Origin of the sequence: Kitasatospora sp. NBC_00039 (genome assembly GCF_045160625.1) — a bacterium.
In the GTDB taxonomy this organism is placed as follows: domain Bacteria; phylum Actinomycetota; class Actinomycetes; order Streptomycetales; family Streptomycetaceae; genus Kitasatospora.
Map to the genome: position 1 here is coordinate 7,534,047 of NZ_CP108289.1, position 14,683 is coordinate 7,548,729.

Consider the following 14,683-nt stretch of genomic DNA (forward strand, 5'->3'; position numbering starts at 1 on the left):
CGACCACGGTGGACGGGGACGGCCGGGGCTCTGCTCAGGTCAGCACCGCAGGGGTCGGCCCGTCCGGGCGGACGGTGATGCTGTAGGCGGCGCCGGCGGGGACGCTCAGGAAGCGCGGCGCGTACGCCGGCAGTAGGAGCTCCAGCACGGCCGTGGTCTCGCGCACGGCGAACTGGGTGCCCAGGCAGGCGCGGGCGCCGAGGCCGAAGGGGTAGTAGGCGCCGAGGTGCGCCGGGCGGGCGCCGGGGGTGGTGAAGCGGGCGGGGTCGAAGCGCTCGGGGTCGGGCCAGAGCGTCGGGTCGCGGTGGGTGAGGTAGGGGGAGACCAGCAGGTCGGTGCCGGCCTCGATGCGGTGGCCGGCCAGGGTGTCGGCCTCGGTGGCGTGCCGGGGGAGGATCCAGGCGGACGGGTAGAGCCGGAGCGTCTCGCTGACCAGCGCCTGGATCGCCTCCCGCCGCTCGGGCGAGCCCTCGGGGCCGGCCGCCAGCGCCCGGGTGCGGGCCTCGGGGTGGCGGTCGAGGAGGAGGAAGAGCCAGGTCAGCGTGGTGGCGGTGGTCTCGTGCCCGGCCACCAGCAGGGTGACCAGCTCGTCCCGGATCAGTGTGTCGGTGTACTCGGGGCGCTCCTCGCCGGCGTCCAGCAGCACGCGCAGGAGGCCGTCGCCGTCCGGGTCGCGGCGGGCGGCGTCGATCGCGGCGTGCGCGACGCTGTCGATCCGGGTCAGGTCCTCGGCGACCGCGTCCCGGGCGTCGCCGCCGTCCGCGGGCAGCGTCGGCAGCGCGGCCACCACCCGGGCCACGGAGGCGAGTTCGCGGTCGGTCCGGTCGTCCAGCGGGCGGCCGGTGAGGGCGCGCCAGATGGTGTCCAGCGCGAAGTGCCGCATCTCCTCGCCCACGTCGAACTGCTCCCCGGTACGCGCGTACCCGGCCCAGCGGTCGGCGGCGTGGCGGGCGGCCTCGGCGATCCGCTGCTCGTAGCGGCGCATCCCGGTGCCGGTGAACTGCGACTGCAGCATGCGCCGTTGGCGCCTCCAGGCGTCGCCGGTCGCGGAGAGGACACCCTCGCCGGCCAGCATCCGGGCCCGGTGCGAGCGCTTCACGTAGCGGTCGGGGTGGCGGCCGAGCACGTGCTGGACGGCCTCCGGGTCGGTGACCACGACGGTCGGCTCCGGTCCGAGCCGGAACGCGGCGACACCGCCCAGCTGCCGGTGCGCGCGGGCCAGCAGCTCGACCAGGTCGGCCCGCTCGTCCCGCCACTGCGCGACGGCCTCGGGCGCCAACTCGGGGACGGGCGGGGCCAGGCCGGTGGTGGGCGGCGGGACGGGGGCGGGGTGGGCTTCCGTGGCCACGGGGGGTCTCCTCTGGCGAATGGACCGACCACTCGGACGGGTGCTGCGCGCACCTGACTGTACGTCAACGCATGGTCGCCGGTCAGGCCGCGTCCCGGGACGCACCGCTGCTCCGGTCGGGGGGCGGGGTGGGGCAATGCCACCCGGGCGGCGGACAGCCACGACGTGTGCGAACGGGTACCGTTCGGCGAGGCCGCCCCGGCCCCTCACCGCTGCTCGCCCACCGGCGGGCCCGGCGGACGGCGCGCCGGCCGTCCGTGGTCGTGCTGGCCCGGCTGCTCGCCGTCCGCACCATCGGCGCCCCCTACCCGCTCACCGGCGAGCGGGCGGCGCTCGGCACCGCAACGCCACCGCGATGGCCTGCTTCGACCGGGCGCTCGCTGGTCCGAACTGGCCGACGACCCGGCCACCCAGGTCGCCGCACTCAGCGACATGAGCACCCTGGCCCGTCTCGACGGCGACCCGGCCGCCGCCCTCGGCTACGTCCGCGAGATCGCCCGCGCCGCACCCCGCCGGCACTGGGCCGGGGAGATGTCCCAGGTCGGCCAGGCCCGCGCACACGCCCTGGCCGGCGACGTCCGCGCGACCGTCCGGCACATCGCCCGCGCCCGGCTCCACCTCGACCACATCGGTGAGTCCGACGAGCCCGACGCACCCTGGCTCACCATCGCCTCGATGCGGCTGCGGGTCGAGTCCGGCGCCGCCACCCTGCGCGACGCCGCCGCGGCCGTCGACGACCCCCGGCTCGCGCTGCGGGCCGTCGACGCCGCCGAGACCGCGCTCCGGCTCCTGGGCTCCGGTCAACTCCCCACCACCTGGGTGCTCTTCACCATCCGGATCGCCGACTGCCACCTCTGCGCGCACGACCCGCAGGCCGCCGTCGTGCTGCTCGCCCCGCTGCTGGACGACGCCGCCGCGCTCCCCACCCTCGCCCGTCACGAGTTGCGGGGGCTGCGGGCCCGGCCGGCCGCCGTCGGGCTGGCGGGATCTTGACGGTTGTGGGCGATCGCGCCGCTCGCGGGGTCCGGTCCGGACCGGCGAGGATCGAACCACCGCCGAACAGGGCGGGCCCCGGGGCGGGTTCGCCCCGGTGGGACTTCGCCCGCGCCCGAGCCGAGGAGTACCCCGATGACCAGCCGGACGACCACCAGCGCCGTTCTCGGCGTCCCCGCCGCCGACCCCGCCGTCGCCGCCGCCCACTACCTCGCCCGGCTGTCCTTCGAGGCCGACGTCTCCGACGTGCACGCCGACCTGGCCGCGGGCGTCCCCGGCGTGGTGGTGGTCGACTCCCGCAGCGACACCGCCTGGGCGCAGGGCCGCATCCCCGGGGCCGTGCACATCCCCACCGCGCGGATCGCCGAACTCGCGCCGCGGCTGATCGCCCCCGGCACGACCGTGGTCACGTACTGCTGGGGCCCCGGCTGCAACGGCGCCACCCGGGCCGCCCTCGCCTTCGCCCGGCTCGGCTACGCGGTCAAGGAGATGCTCGGCGGCTTCGAGTACTGGGCCCGCGAGGGCTTCGCCTACGACACCGACCACGGCACCGGGCAGCGGCCCGTCGACGACCTCACCGCGCCCCGCTCGGGAATCTCCTGCGCCTGCTGACGTGGCGGCTGCCGACCTGGCGGCCCTGTTGACCTGGCGGCCCGTCTGACCTTCCGGCCGGCCGCCCTTACCTGCCGGCCTCGCCGGCGGCCGGCACGCAGCTCAGAGCGAACGCTGCGGTGCCGTCAGGCGCCAGGTCTCGGGCACGAGCAGCGAGGCGATCGAGGACAGGAGGATCGCCGCCGCGCACAGCAGCGTCGTCGTCTCGATCCCCAGCAGGGAGGTGAGCGGCCCGGCCAGCACCAGGCCGGCGGGGGCCATCGCCATGCTCCCCAGCCAGTCGTAGGAGCTGATCCTGGAGAGGGAGTCGGCGGGGACCTCCTGCTGGAGGGTGGTGGTCCACAGCACCCCGAAGACGTCGGTGCAGACTCCCGCGAGCAGGGCGGCCAGGACGGTGGCCCACAGCGGCGCACCCGTGCCGAGCGCCGCCGCGGGCAGGGCCAGGCCGAGCGAGAAGAGGAGGCCGGTCCGGAGCGGGTGGCGGGATCTGATCCGCACGGACACGCCCGTTCCGCAGATCATGCCGATCGCGTGGGCGGCCAGCACCAGGGACCACGCCTGCGCGCCGTCCCACCGCTCACGGGCCAGCGCGGGCCCGAGCGCGCTCTGCCCGAGGCCGAGCGCGGCGGTGGCGACGGAGAACGCGGTCACGGTGGACCAGATCCACGGGCGTGACGTGAAGTCGCGCCAGCCGGACCGCAGATCGGCCAGGACGGTGCCGGCCGTGGCCCTGCCGTCGGCGGGCAGCCGCATGGCTCCGGTCATGGCGGCGCTCGCGAGGAAGGACGCCGCGTTCAGCGCGAGTACCGCCGGCGCACCGAGGAGCGCGACCAGGACGCCGCCGAGCGCGGTGCCGAGGAGGTCCGCCCCGCGCCGGGTGACGAGCATGAGGGCATTGGCCGGTTGGAGCGCCTCGGGCGGCACGCACTCGGGCAGCAGGCCGCTCATCGCGGGGGCGAACAGGGCGCCCGCGGCACCGGCCGGAACGGCGCCGAGGGCCAGCACGAAAACCGGAAGCCCTGCTGTCATCGCCACGGTGAGAAAGCCGTAGGCCAGCGCGGAGACGAGATCCGCGCACACCATGAGGCGGGCTCTCGGAAGGCGGTCCGCGAGCACTCCGCCGAACAGCACGAGGGTGATCTGCGCGCCGATCTGGAAAAGCAGGACCGTGGCCACGTCCTGAGGCTTCGTCCCGGGGATCGAGAGAACGCCGAACGTCAGGGCTATGCGGCCGAGAGAATTTCCCGTGATGGAGGTGAACCGGGCCCCGAGGAGCAGGGCGAACCGCTTCTCGCGAAGCAGCTGGATGGTGCTCGAAGAAACTCTCGACATGAGATCTCTCGACGGTGTCCGGAAGAAACGTTCCGGGGCACTGTACTACCGGGCCGCCCTCGGTGCGTGCCCTCCGTACTGCACTGATGACGCCTCGTCATAGTGCGGTAGAACCTGCCAAATGGGACGAAAACCAGGCCTCGGAACCCGTCTGAACCATCCGCGCTTCTCCCTCCGTTCTCTTCTACGACGGACGGTCGGCCCTGCGGACGGTAATTGCACAATCCCTCCGCAGGGTTCCGTCCGCCGTTGTCGGAAGTTCCCTACATTTTCAGGAGGAATCATGTCCGAGTTCGACCTCGACATCCAGGTTGTCACCGTCACCCTCGACGAGGAGACGGCCGCCGAGGCCAACGGCACCTCGTCGATCTTCGAGCGTTGCGTCGAGCGCTGAACACAGCGGCTCAATTAGCCGTTTCCGTCCGCCCGGACACGTTCGGAGAATCCCGGAGACTCCCCGGGATTCCCTCGTGGCCGGGCGGACGGGGCGCGGTCGGAAGGGCCGCGGTCGGACGGTTCGCGATCGGACGGGCCGCGGTCGGATGGGCAGGGAGGCCGGTCGGTCGATGCGGCCGGTCAGTGCACGGCGGGAAGGGCACGACATGACGCACGGCGGTACCGGGCATCCCCCGGTCTACTCCTGCAACGACACGGTCCTCCTGCGGGCCTCCGCCCTTCCGGCGAGCGCGGCGGACATCACGCGGCGCTCCCCCGACGCCGACCCGGACTCCGACGCGGCCGACGTGCGTGCCTACGTGAGCGGGATCGTCGCCGATCCGCGCGTGCGCGGCGCGGTGGCCGCCGCCAGCGCATCCCTGGCAGCGGCCGCGGACCGCACGGCAGCCGGACAGGACATCGACGAGGCGCGCCTGCGCCGCGTCGCCGGGTCGCTGAGCCGCTACCTGATCCGGATGTCCACCCGCCCCACCCCCTTCGGCCTGATGGCCGGGGTCGCCCTGGCCCGGTTCGACGACGAGCCGACGGCGCACCTGGGCCGGCGTCACCGCAAGGCCGTGCGCCCCGACACGGCCTGGCTCGTGCCCGTACTGGCCCGCTGGGAACGCCGGCCGGACGTCTGGCGGCACCTGCGGCTCACGGTCAACGACCTCTGCTTCGTGCGCGGGGACCGCCTCGTGCTGCCCTACGTGCCCGACGTCACCGGCGCCCGGGCGCCGACCGAGGGCGTCACCGAACTGACGCTGCGTCACACTCCTGCGGTTGCAGCGGCCCTGCGACACGCGGAGCACCCGGTGCCCGGGTCGGCGCTGGCCGCCCACCTGGCGGACGCCTTCCCCCAGGCGCCGCGGTCGGCGGTGGACGGACTGATCGGGCAGCTCGTCGCCCACGACATCCTGCTGACCGACCTGCGGCCCCCGGACTCGGACCCGGATCCGCTCACCCACGTCATCACGCGTCTGCAGGCGGTGCCGGGCTTCGCGGAGCTGCCCGCGCTGGCCGCCGTGCGCGATGCCCTGCGGGCCTATGGCGCCGCGGCGCCGGGGGAGGACGCCGACGCCCTTCGCTCGGCCGTCGACCGGATGCGGACCTTGCAGGCGGCGGACCGGCCCGTGCACGTCGACCTCGCCGTCGACGCGCGGGTCCGGCTCCCCACGGAGGTGGCCCGGGAGGCCGAGCGCGCGGCCGATCTGCTCTGGCGGCTGGCGCCGGGCACGGGAGAACCGGCCCATCTGCGCCAGTACCACGCCGAATTCCTCGAACGCTACGGCGTCGGGCGTCTGGTGCCGCTGAAGGAACTGCTCGATCCGGACGTCGGCCTGGGCGCTCCCGCCGGATACCGGCACCCGCGCAGCGGCCGGGTGGTCCACCCCGAGCCCGCGGACGCCGGGCGCCGGCGGGACCGGGTGCTCGCGGCCCTGGTGGCGCGGGCCGGCCGGGAGGGGGCACCGGAGCTCGTTCTCGACGACGCCGCGGTCGAGCGGATGCGGCCGTCCTCGGACAAGCCGCCACTGCCGTCGATGGAACTGTGCGGCCGGATCGTCGCCGACAGCACGAGCGCGCTGGCCGCCGGGGAGTTCACCCTCTGGCTGTCGGAGACCAGCGGCTCCCGCCTGGCCGGCGCCATGTCGGGCCGCTTCGCCCACCTGCTCGGACCGGACGCCGCCCGGCTGCGCGCCGCCCGCGCGGCAGGCCCCGACGCCCCGCTCACGGCGCAGCTGAGCCTGCAGGGCGCATGGCTGCGGGCGGGCAACCTCACCCAGGTGCCGGCGTGGCTGGACCACCGCATCGTGGTCGGCGGGTTCGCCGACCGCGGCGACCCGCGGGTCATCGGGACGGCGGACCTGGCGGTGTGCGCGTGGCCGGACCGGCTGGGACTGGTCAGCGTCGCCCTGGGCAGGGAGATCACCCCCGCCACCTTCCACATGCTCAACATGCGGGCCCACGCGCCGAACCTCGCCAGGTTCCTGCAGGACGTGGCGCTGAGCGGGTACCGGTCCTGGGAGCCCTGGGGCTGGGGCCGGCTGGACGTGCTGCCCGCCCTCCCGAGGGTCCGCCACGGACGGACCGTCCTCGCTCCGGCCCGCTGGCGGACGGACGAGCCGTTCTTCGACGACGCCCGGCTCGGCGACGCCCGGTGGCGGCAGGCCCTCGACGCGTGGCGGCACCAGTGGAACGTCCCGGACCACGTGCTGCTGGCCGACGGCGACCGGTACCTGCAACTCGACCTCTCCAGCGCGGCACACGCCAGGATCCTGCGGCAGGAACGCGGTCGTTCCGAGGCCGTCCTGTCCGAGGTGCCCGGCGGCACCGCCGCCACGGGCTGGCTGGCGGGCGACGAGGGCGCCCACAGCCACGAGGTCGTCTTCCCGCTGGCGGTCCGTACACCGCGGGCCGGCACCACGGACGCACCCGCCGGCGTCGCGGCCCGCCGGCTGCCGCGCACCCCGCGCGGTGCGTCCTTCGCGCCCCGCCCTCCCGGCAGCGGATGGCTCTACGCCAAGGTGTACAGCACCGAGCAGCGCCAGGACGAGATCCTCACCCGGCACCTGCCCCGCCTGCTGGAAGGTCTCGGCCCCCGGGTGAAGCGCTGGTTCTTCGTCCGCTACCGCGACCCGGCGCCGCACCTGCGGCTGCGGCTGTACGCCGGTGAGCCGGAGCAGGCCGGGCAGCTGCTGCCGGCGCTCGGCGTATGGGCGGAGGAACTTCGCACCGCCGGGCTGTCCGGCCGCATGACGCTGGACACCTACGACCCGGAGGTGGAGCGGTACGGCGGGCCCGAAGCGGTCGCCCTCGCCGAGGAGGTCTTCCAGGCGGACAGTGAGTCCGTCCTCGCCCAGCTGCGGGCGCGTCAGGAACGGCCCGTCGACGTGGACCCGCTGCTGCTGACCGCCCTGAACTACCTCGACATCCTGTGCCACGTGAACGCCGCGGCCCACGGCGGCGACGGGCCGGCGTGGCTGCTGGAGACCCGGCCCACCCACGCGGACCGGGCGGTCTTCCGGTCCCACCGGCAGGCCGCCGTCGGCCTCGCCGATCTGGACGGCCGGTGGGAGGCCCTGGCCGCCCTGCCCGGCGGCCGGGCAGTGGTCGACAGCTGGGCCCGGCGCGCCGGGGCCCTGACGCGTTACGGGGGGCACCTCGGCCGGCCGACGGCGGACTTCGCGTTCCCGCCGCCCACCGAGATGATCCTGAGCAGCGTGCTGCACATGCACCACAACCGGCTCGTCGGCATCGACCGCGAAGCCGAGCAGCGCAGCCACGCCGTGGCGCGCGGCGCCGTGCAGGCGGTCCTGGACAAGCGGCGGTTCGCCCGGTGAACGCCCGGCCCCACCCCGCCGGCCCGGCCGCTCGGGCCGGGGCGACGCCGTCGACGCCCGACGCCGCCGAGGTCGTGGCCGCCGAGGTCGTGGCCGCGGTGGCCGGGCGGCTCGCCGACCCGGAGACCGTCCGGCGCATCGCCACCGCACCCGGGAACCTCGACAGCTACCAGGGCCTCGCACCGCGGCCGCCCTGGGAACCGCAGTCGCTGATCGAGGGCTTTCCCGGCGTCGCCCTGCTCCACGCCGAACTGGGCCGCACCGACCCCGGCGCACGGGTACGCGCCCACGCCCACCTGGCCGCCGCCGGGGCGCAGCCGTGGTCGTCGCAGCGGCCCACCGGCCTGTACGGCGGTCCGGCCGCCCTCGCGTTCGCCGCCCGCGCCGCCGCGCACGGCCCGTCCGACTACGCCACGTTGCTGACCGGCCTCGACCAGGTCGTCCTCACCCGTACGCAGGCGCTGCTTGCCGGTACGCACGCGCTGCTCGACCGTACGCGCGCGCTGCCCGGCGGTACGCAGGCGCTGCCCGGCGACGGCGCCGAAGGTCCGGGCCCGGCCGCCACGGGCGTCCAGCCGGTGACACCCGTCCCGCCGGTGCCACCCGTCCCGTCCGAGGCCGTTCCGCACGAGGTCGCGCCGTACGAGGTCCTGGGCGGTCTGAGCGGCCTCGGCCGGTACTTGCTCGCCTGCCTCCCGGACCACCGCGCCGCACTCGAAGGAACGCTGCGCTGCCTGGTCCGGCTCAGCGAGCCCGTCCGCGTCCACGGCGCCGACCTTCCCGGATGGTGGGCCGCCGCCGGGCCCGCCGACCGACCCGCCGGCCACCGGCAGGCCGGCTTCCGCGGCCACGTCGGTCTCGGCATGGCCCACGGCGTCGCCGGCCCCCTCGCTCTGCTCGCACTGGCCGGCCTCCACGGCGTACGCGTCCCCGGAACGCAGCAGGCGGCCGAACGGATGGCCGAGTGGCTCCTCGCCTGGCGGGAGGAGGACGGCACGGGGACGTTCTGGCCCAGCACCGTCACCCTGAACGAGCAGCTGACGGGCCGGCTGGACCACCGGCCGCGGCCCCGGGCCGGCTGGTGCCACGGCTCGGCCGGCATCGCCCGCGCGCTGCACCTGGCCGGACGCGCCTTCGGCCGGCCCGCATGGTCGCAGGCGGCCCTGGAAGCCCACACCGCGGCGCTCCTCCGGGCCCTGGGAGCACAGCCCATGGACAACAGCGGCCTGTGCCACGGCTGGGCCGGACTGCTGCGCACCACCCAGCTCCTGATCCGGGACACCGCCACGCCGGCCCGGCACGGCCGCCCGGACATCCAGTCGGACAGCCGCCCGGACAGCTACCTGGACGTGCTGGCCGACGCCGTCGTGCGACGGTTCCGGCCGGAGACCCCCTTCGGCTACGCCCTCCGCGCCCCCGGTGAGGCACACCTGGCGGCGGACCGGGCCGGCTTCCTGGAGGGAGCCGCCGGAACCGCCCTGGCACTGCACGCCTACATCCGGCGCAGCGACGACGCCCGGCACACCGTCGGCACCCGCCCGGCCACCGGCTGGGACGCGGCGCTGCTCATCGACTGATCCCGCCCACCGTACGAGGAAGACACGCATGGACACCTCCGCCGCCGGCCCGGCAACCGAGGCCACCCCTGGGGACGGCACCGAATGGTTCGGCCTGGACGAGTTGCTCGCGGCCGGCCAACAGAGCCTGACCCGCCTGGTCGGACCGACGGACACCTTCTTCGGGCAGCACTGGGAGCGAACACCCGTCATCGTCACCGACCGCCCCGCGGACGCCTTCGCCGACCTGATGACCCTTCAGGACTTCGACCGCATCCTCACCGAGGGCCCCGTCGCTGTGCAGACCCTCCACGCGGTCAACGCCAGCCGGGCGCTCCCGGCCGAGCAGCTCGTGCACTACCGGGGGAACGGCGGGGGCCCGCTCGCCGATCCCGGCAAGGTCCTGGACGCGTTCGCCGCCGGAGCCACGCTCGTCCTGCACGGCCTGCACCGCTGGTGGCCGCCGCTGCGCCGGATCTGCCAGGAGCTGTCCTCGGTGCTGAGCCACCGGGTCGTGGCCGACGCCTACCTGACCCCGCCGGGACAGACCGGACACCTGAGGCACTACGACACCCATGACCTGTTCACGCTGCAGATCGCCGGATCGAAGCACTGGCGCATCGAGGACCCGACCGTCCCGCTGCCGTTGAGCAGCCAGCACAACACCCCCGAACGGCTCGGCCCCTCCACCGTCCACTTCGACGGCGTGCTCCGCGCGGGAACGTCGATGTACCTGCCCCGCGGCCACCTCCACACGGTCAGCAGCCGCACCGACACCAGCCTGCACATCACCCTGGGCATCGAAGCCGTCACCTGGAAGGACGCGCTCACCTCGGCGGTGCGCAGCTACGCGGAACAGCAGCACCTGCCCTGGCGGCGGGTGCTGCCCGCCGGCTTCGCCCGCCCCGGTGCGACGGACCGGCAGGCGTTGCCCGAGATCACCGAGGTGCCCCCGTACGAGGAGATGGTCGCGTGGGCGCAGGAACGTTTCTGGCGCCACGAGTACCGCTCCTCGCACGCCGGGCGTCTGCTGTCGATGATCTCCGCCACCCCGGGCGGAACGGACACCGGCGCCGGCCGGGCCACCCCGGTGCGCAGGGCCCCGGGCATCGTCGTGAGGGCGCGCCTCAGCGGTGACCACTACGTCGTCTCGGTCGACGACAAGGACATCAGGCTGCCCGCCGCCGTCGCCGAGGACGTGCGCGTCCTGCTCGGCGGCGAGCCGGTGCGCGCGCAGGACCTGCCGTCCCTCTCGGAGAAGAACGCCGACGCGTTGCTGCGCCGGCTCCTCCAGGAGGGGATCCTCCGAATCGCGCATTCCTGAACACTTCTGATCGGCCCTCATGTCCCGCCGTCCGGGGGGCCCCGGACGGCGGCCCGGCCGTGCGCACCGGCGGACCCGCCGGGCCGCGTCCGGCCTGCCGCTTCCCTGTGCCGGGGCCTGCGGACGGCGCGAGGGACAGGGAGTCTACGGCCTTCCTGCGGCGTGCTCCCGCAGGAAGGCGCCCGCGTAGGCGGCGGCCTCCTCCTTGGTCCCGTACCAGGTGTCGTCGCCGGCCGTGCCCTGCGATCCGTCGGCGCCCCGGCCTGTCCACGTCCAGTCGCCGGACGACGGCTCCTGTGTCAGTTCGGCCTCACCGCCGAACAGTCCCAGGGTGGTTGACGTCGCGGCCGAGGGGCGGCCGACGGCGTCGGGCCACTTCTTGCGGGCGCCCTGCCGGGTGATGCCCCAGGCCGCCCCCAGTTGCTCGTAGCTCGCGCCGTACGAGCCGGCGGTTGCCGCGGCGATCGCCGCCAGTCGTTTGACCTCCGCGTCCACGACCTTCCAGGTGGAGAGGACGGTCACGGCCACCTCGGCCGGGTCCGCCTCCCACATGCGGCTCTCGGGGAGGCCGGTCAGCCGGGACCGGATCGCCGACGCGAGGGGATTGAGGGCATCGAGGAGGGCCCTGTCGAGCTCGATCTGCTCTTCGGGGGTGATCTCGGGCACTGTCATGCGACAACTATAGTTAACGAAGGCTGGTATTGGTAACAAAAGTTCCCGAGTGCTTTCGCAGATGTGCCGACCGGACGCGTGGGCCGCGGGCCGACCCCTGCCGAATGGCAGGGGTCGGGGCCGAGGAGGCGCCGAAGACCTGCCGGACGGCACATGGACCGGGCAGCGGGCCGGGCGGGAGGCTGGACCCGTCACCAGGAAGACGCCCCGGCCGCCGGCCGGCGGGCCCAGCAGGCAAGGAAGTTCGCCATGTCCGTCCTTCTCACCACCGCCCGCGCGAAGGCCTTCGGGGCGCTCGCCGCCACTGCGCTGCTGGTCGCCGTGGGAGGCGGCGCAGGGGCCTCCGCCTCCGCCGCCGGCACCGCGCCCGCCCCCAAGCCGTCCGGCGCGGCGGCGAAGGCGGCAAAGGCGGCGAAGGCGGCGGTGAGCGGGTCGGTGCGGATCGCCTACGCCTACTCGCCCGACGACGACATCCGCTTCACCTTCGACGTCGAGGCCGCGCCGTTCACCCGGCCGCTGCCGGGGCTGCCGCAGGGCCTGCCGACGGACGCGCGCGGCACCGTGCGGATCTCCCACCACGTCGCGGCGCTGAACCACACCGTGACCTCGGAGGCCGCCGTGGACTGTCTGGTGACGGGGGATCGGACGGCCTCGTTCACCGCCGTCATCACCCGGGCCGACCCCGAGGTGGCCGACACGGTCGGTCAGCGCCGAGGCTTCAGCGTCCTCGACGGCACCTCGCCCCGACACCCCGACCGCGTCGGCTTCTCCTGGGGTGTGGCGAACCTGGACACCGACCCCGCCGGCGGGCCGGCCGAGGGCAAGGCCGGCACCTGTATGGCCCCGGCCCCGTTCGCCCCGGTCATATCCGGCGGCCTGACCGTCCGCCCGGCCGAGCTTGCCCCGCTGCCTGCCACCCAGGGTGTTGAGAGGTAGCTCCGGCGGGGGAGGTGGATCGTGCGGCCGGCTGACGCGGCATCGGCCGGGCCCGGCGACAGTGAAGTCATGCCGATCAACCTCTCTTCGGGCGAAACCGAGCGGCCGGTCCAGCCGTGGGCGCTCCGTCTCGCGAAGCTCCTTCCGTTCGTGGTCCTGCCGCACTGCCTGTGGCGGCTGCCGTTCGCCTTCGACTTCGAGATGGGGACGGTCGATCCGTCGGCGCCGCCCCTCCCATGGTGGGGCGCGTACTACGTCTTCGGGCTGAGCCTGCTCACCGAGGCGCTGGCCCTGCTCTGCACCGGCCTGGTCAGCGGGTGGGGTGAGACCGTCCCGGCCTGGCTGCCGTTGGTCGGCGGCAGGCGGATCCGGCCGGCTGCCGCGATCGTCCCGGCCACCCTGGGCGGCCTGGGCCTGGTCGCACTCTGGGACCCCATGCCGCTCGCCTGGTTCGGTGTGCTGGGCTTCCACGAGGTGCCCTACAGCAACGGGTGGTGGAGGGCGCTGGCCCATGTGTGCGTTGGCCCGGTGATGCTGTGGGGCCCGATCGTGCTGGCCCTCGCCTATGCCTACGGCCGGCGCCGCCGCATCGGCTGATGGTCCGGCCCCGCCCCTGCCCGGCCCCCGCTCCGACGGCTCCCGTCGAGGTCAGCGTGGCCCGGACCGGCCGGGCCAGGTCCGGCGAGGGCGGAGGGCCCGGGCCGGCGGTCAGGTGCCGCAGCCCGGCTGTGGGCTGTGGCCGGCCCGGGTCCCTGCTCCCGTCACTGGCAGACGGTGTGCTGCTGCTCGGCGAGGACGGTCTGGGCGAGCGATGCCAGTGCGCGTATGTGGTTGTCCTGGTCGGTGGGGGCCTTCGGCCAGATGCTGGGGTCGGACCTGACGGAGACCACCGTCGCCAGGTCGCGGGTGCCGGGGCAGAAGCCCGCCACCGAGGCACTGCCCAGGCCGGCCACCACACCCCGCTCGACCAGGCCCCCGACGGAGGGGGCGGTGGCGTCGGTTCCGCTCGGCCGGTCCGGGTCCTGGCCGGACATCAGGACACGGACCATCGCGTGACCGTCCACCGAGATCACACAGGAGAGCTGTGGGTGGCCCCCCATGGCACCGTCCGGCGAGACATTGCGCTCCTCGACCCCAGGCCGCCCCGCGGGCAGCATGACGCCGAGCGCGGTCCCGCCCGCCCGCGGCAGCCCGCAGAGCGTCTGCCTCAACGCGGGCTCCCGCGCACCGACCACGAAGGTGCCGACCACCGCGGCAGTGGCCACGCCCACGACCGCCGCCCCACCGACCACCCAGCCCCGGCGTACCCGCCCGCGCCTCACCCGGTCACCTGTCACCCTGCTCGGCCCCCACTCTCGGTTCTTGATCAGCAGAGCGTAGTGCCACGGAGGGCGGTGAGCCCGGCCGCCCTCCGTGGGTGACCACGCGGGCCGGAGGGAGAGCTCCGGACAGTGCGTCGGCCGGCGGCTCGCCCGGTCCGACGACCACCGCCCGGTCCGACGACCGCGGCACGGTCCGACGACCGCGGCACGGTCCGGCGACTGCGGCGCCGGGCCCATTGCCCTGAGTGCGGAGGGCCGAAATCATGACGCCATGGCGAAGAAACCCGAACCACAGGCCTTGATCGTCAACAGGGTTCTCCGGGGAAGCGGAACGAGCCGCGACATCGAGCAGGCCAAGGCGAACTTCCGGCAGTGGATGGTCAAGGAGTGGGGCGGGAGCGAGTACCGCGCCATCGCCGCCTGCGTGGGTGCGTTGGCCACGGCCTGCGGAAGTGACTGGAGCACCATCGAGGAACGCGACAAGGAAGCCCACATCTGGCTCTTCGGCTTCCTCTGCCCCAGCCCGGACGACATTCATTCCGAGGCCGGCGGCTACCGGGACGAGGTCCTCGTCCAGGGCGGCTTCCACCGGTTCGCGGTCCTCATCCGCAGGGTCCAGGGGATTCCGGAGTGACCGCCGCCCGCCCGCGCCCGGACGACCCGCAGCTCCGTCACACCCTGTCCCACCAGCGGATGTCGGGCAGGTCGGGGGGTTCGGCGCCTTCGGAGGTCGCACCCGCCCAACAGCCGGGCCGGGAAGATCCGTTGGAGAGCGTGATCACGATATCGGTGATCCCTCCGATGACATAAGC

At 74.7% G+C, this 14,683-nt stretch carries 13 protein-coding genes; 9 read left to right on the plus strand and 4 right to left on the minus strand.

From position 1 onward, the window contains the following. Positions 1–34: 34 nt before the first annotated feature. On the minus strand, positions 35–1,348 hold the full coding sequence (locus tag OG286_RS33525; protein WP_405358931.1) for a cytochrome P450: 1,314 nt from the start codon (positions 1,346–1,348) through the stop codon (positions 35–37). Positions 1,349–1,780: 432 nt separating this feature from the next. Between OG286_RS33525 and OG286_RS33530 the strand changes: the two genes are divergently transcribed. Both OG286_RS33530 and OG286_RS33535 read left to right on the plus strand, forming a co-directional pair. Continuing rightward, the gene (locus tag OG286_RS33530; protein ID WP_405358929.1) at positions 1,781–2,341 is read left to right on the plus strand and encodes a hypothetical protein; all 561 of its coding nucleotides are present in this window, start codon (positions 1,781–1,783) and stop codon (positions 2,339–2,341) included. Positions 2,342–2,476: 135 nt separating this feature from the next. Then, complete coding sequence (locus tag OG286_RS33535; RefSeq protein WP_396321066.1) at positions 2,477–2,953, plus strand: rhodanese-like domain-containing protein; 477 nt, start codon at positions 2,477–2,479, stop codon at positions 2,951–2,953. A 102-nt stretch (positions 2,954–3,055) separates the two neighbouring features. Here OG286_RS33535 and OG286_RS33540 read toward each other — a convergent pair whose 3' ends face one another. Further along, entirely contained in the window at positions 3,056–4,285 is a 1,230-nt protein-coding gene (locus tag OG286_RS33540; RefSeq protein WP_396321067.1) for an MFS transporter, read from the minus strand. Between the two features lie 283 nt (positions 4,286–4,568). On the opposite strand from OG286_RS33540, the gene OG286_RS33545 reads away from it, so the two are divergent. From OG286_RS33545 to OG286_RS33560, 4 genes are all read left to right on the plus strand, one after another. Then, positions 4,569–4,679, plus strand: a complete 111-nt coding sequence (locus tag OG286_RS33545) for an FDLD family class I lanthipeptide (RefSeq protein ID WP_396321068.1) — start codon at positions 4,569–4,571, stop codon at positions 4,677–4,679. A gap of 208 nt (positions 4,680–4,887) precedes the next feature. Then, positions 4,888–8,061 (plus strand): lantibiotic dehydratase, encoded by a 3,174-nt coding sequence (locus OG286_RS33550; RefSeq protein WP_396321069.1) that lies wholly within the window; start codon positions 4,888–4,890, stop codon positions 8,059–8,061. Beyond that, positions 8,058–9,638, plus strand: coding sequence for a lanthionine synthetase C family protein (locus OG286_RS33555; RefSeq protein ID WP_396321070.1), 1,581 nt, complete (start codon positions 8,058–8,060; stop codon positions 9,636–9,638). The genes OG286_RS33550 and OG286_RS33555 overlap by 4 nt, the downstream gene beginning before the upstream one ends. Positions 9,639–9,666: 28 nt before the next feature. Beyond that, a complete protein-coding gene (locus tag OG286_RS33560) occupies positions 9,667–10,941 on the plus strand; it encodes a cupin domain-containing protein (RefSeq protein ID WP_405365980.1) in 1,275 nt (424 codons plus the stop codon). A 144-nt stretch (positions 10,942–11,085) separates the two neighbouring features. On the opposite strand, the gene OG286_RS33565 is transcribed toward OG286_RS33560, so the two are convergent. Beyond that, on the minus strand, positions 11,086–11,613 hold the full coding sequence (locus tag OG286_RS33565) for a hypothetical protein (RefSeq protein ID WP_396321072.1): 528 nt from the start codon (positions 11,611–11,613) through the stop codon (positions 11,086–11,088). Between the two features lie 249 nt (positions 11,614–11,862). On the opposite strand from OG286_RS33565, the gene OG286_RS33570 reads away from it, so the two are divergent. Then, positions 11,863–12,549, plus strand: coding sequence for a hypothetical protein (locus OG286_RS33570; protein ID WP_396321073.1), 687 nt, complete (start codon positions 11,863–11,865; stop codon positions 12,547–12,549). A gap of 69 nt (positions 12,550–12,618) precedes the next feature. After that, a complete protein-coding gene (locus OG286_RS33575; protein WP_396321074.1) occupies positions 12,619–13,146 on the plus strand; it encodes a hypothetical protein in 528 nt (175 codons plus the stop codon). A gap of 164 nt (positions 13,147–13,310) precedes the next feature. On the opposite strand, the gene OG286_RS33580 is transcribed toward OG286_RS33575, so the two are convergent. Continuing rightward, positions 13,311–13,814, minus strand: a complete 504-nt coding sequence (locus OG286_RS33580) for a hypothetical protein (RefSeq protein WP_405358923.1) — start codon at positions 13,812–13,814, stop codon at positions 13,311–13,313. A 328-nt stretch (positions 13,815–14,142) separates the two neighbouring features. On the opposite strand from OG286_RS33580, the gene OG286_RS33585 reads away from it, so the two are divergent. Further along, entirely contained in the window at positions 14,143–14,505 is a 363-nt protein-coding gene (locus OG286_RS33585) for a hypothetical protein (protein ID WP_396321076.1), read from the plus strand. Positions 14,506–14,683 lie beyond the last annotated feature (178 nt).

What these genes read in the sequence shown, in the direction of transcription:
- OG286_RS33530 (WP_405358929.1), top strand. Translation starts at nt 1,781, where the DNA reads ATGAGCACCCTGGCCCGTCTCGACGGCGACCCGGCCGCCGCCCTCGGC.
- OG286_RS33535 (WP_396321066.1), top strand. Translation starts at nt 2,477, where the DNA reads ATGACCAGCCGGACGACCACCAGCGCCGTTCTCGGCGTCCCCGCCGCC.
- OG286_RS33540 (WP_396321067.1), bottom strand. Translation starts at nt 4,285, where the DNA reads ATGTCGAGAGTTTCTTCGAGCACCATCCAGCTGCTTCGCGAGAAGCGG.
- OG286_RS33545 (WP_396321068.1), top strand. Translation starts at nt 4,569, where the DNA reads ATGTCCGAGTTCGACCTCGACATCCAGGTTGTCACCGTCACCCTCGAC.
- OG286_RS33550 (WP_396321069.1), top strand. Translation starts at nt 4,888, where the DNA reads ATGACGCACGGCGGTACCGGGCATCCCCCGGTCTACTCCTGCAACGAC.
- OG286_RS33560 (WP_405365980.1), top strand. Translation starts at nt 9,667, where the DNA reads ATGGACACCTCCGCCGCCGGCCCGGCAACCGAGGCCACCCCTGGGGAC.
- OG286_RS33565 (WP_396321072.1), bottom strand. Translation starts at nt 11,613, where the DNA reads ATGACAGTGCCCGAGATCACCCCCGAAGAGCAGATCGAGCTCGACAGG.
- OG286_RS33570 (WP_396321073.1), top strand. Translation starts at nt 11,863, where the DNA reads ATGTCCGTCCTTCTCACCACCGCCCGCGCGAAGGCCTTCGGGGCGCTC.
- OG286_RS33575 (WP_396321074.1), top strand. Translation starts at nt 12,619, where the DNA reads ATGCCGATCAACCTCTCTTCGGGCGAAACCGAGCGGCCGGTCCAGCCG.
- OG286_RS33585 (WP_396321076.1), top strand. Translation starts at nt 14,143, where the DNA reads ATGGCGAAGAAACCCGAACCACAGGCCTTGATCGTCAACAGGGTTCTC.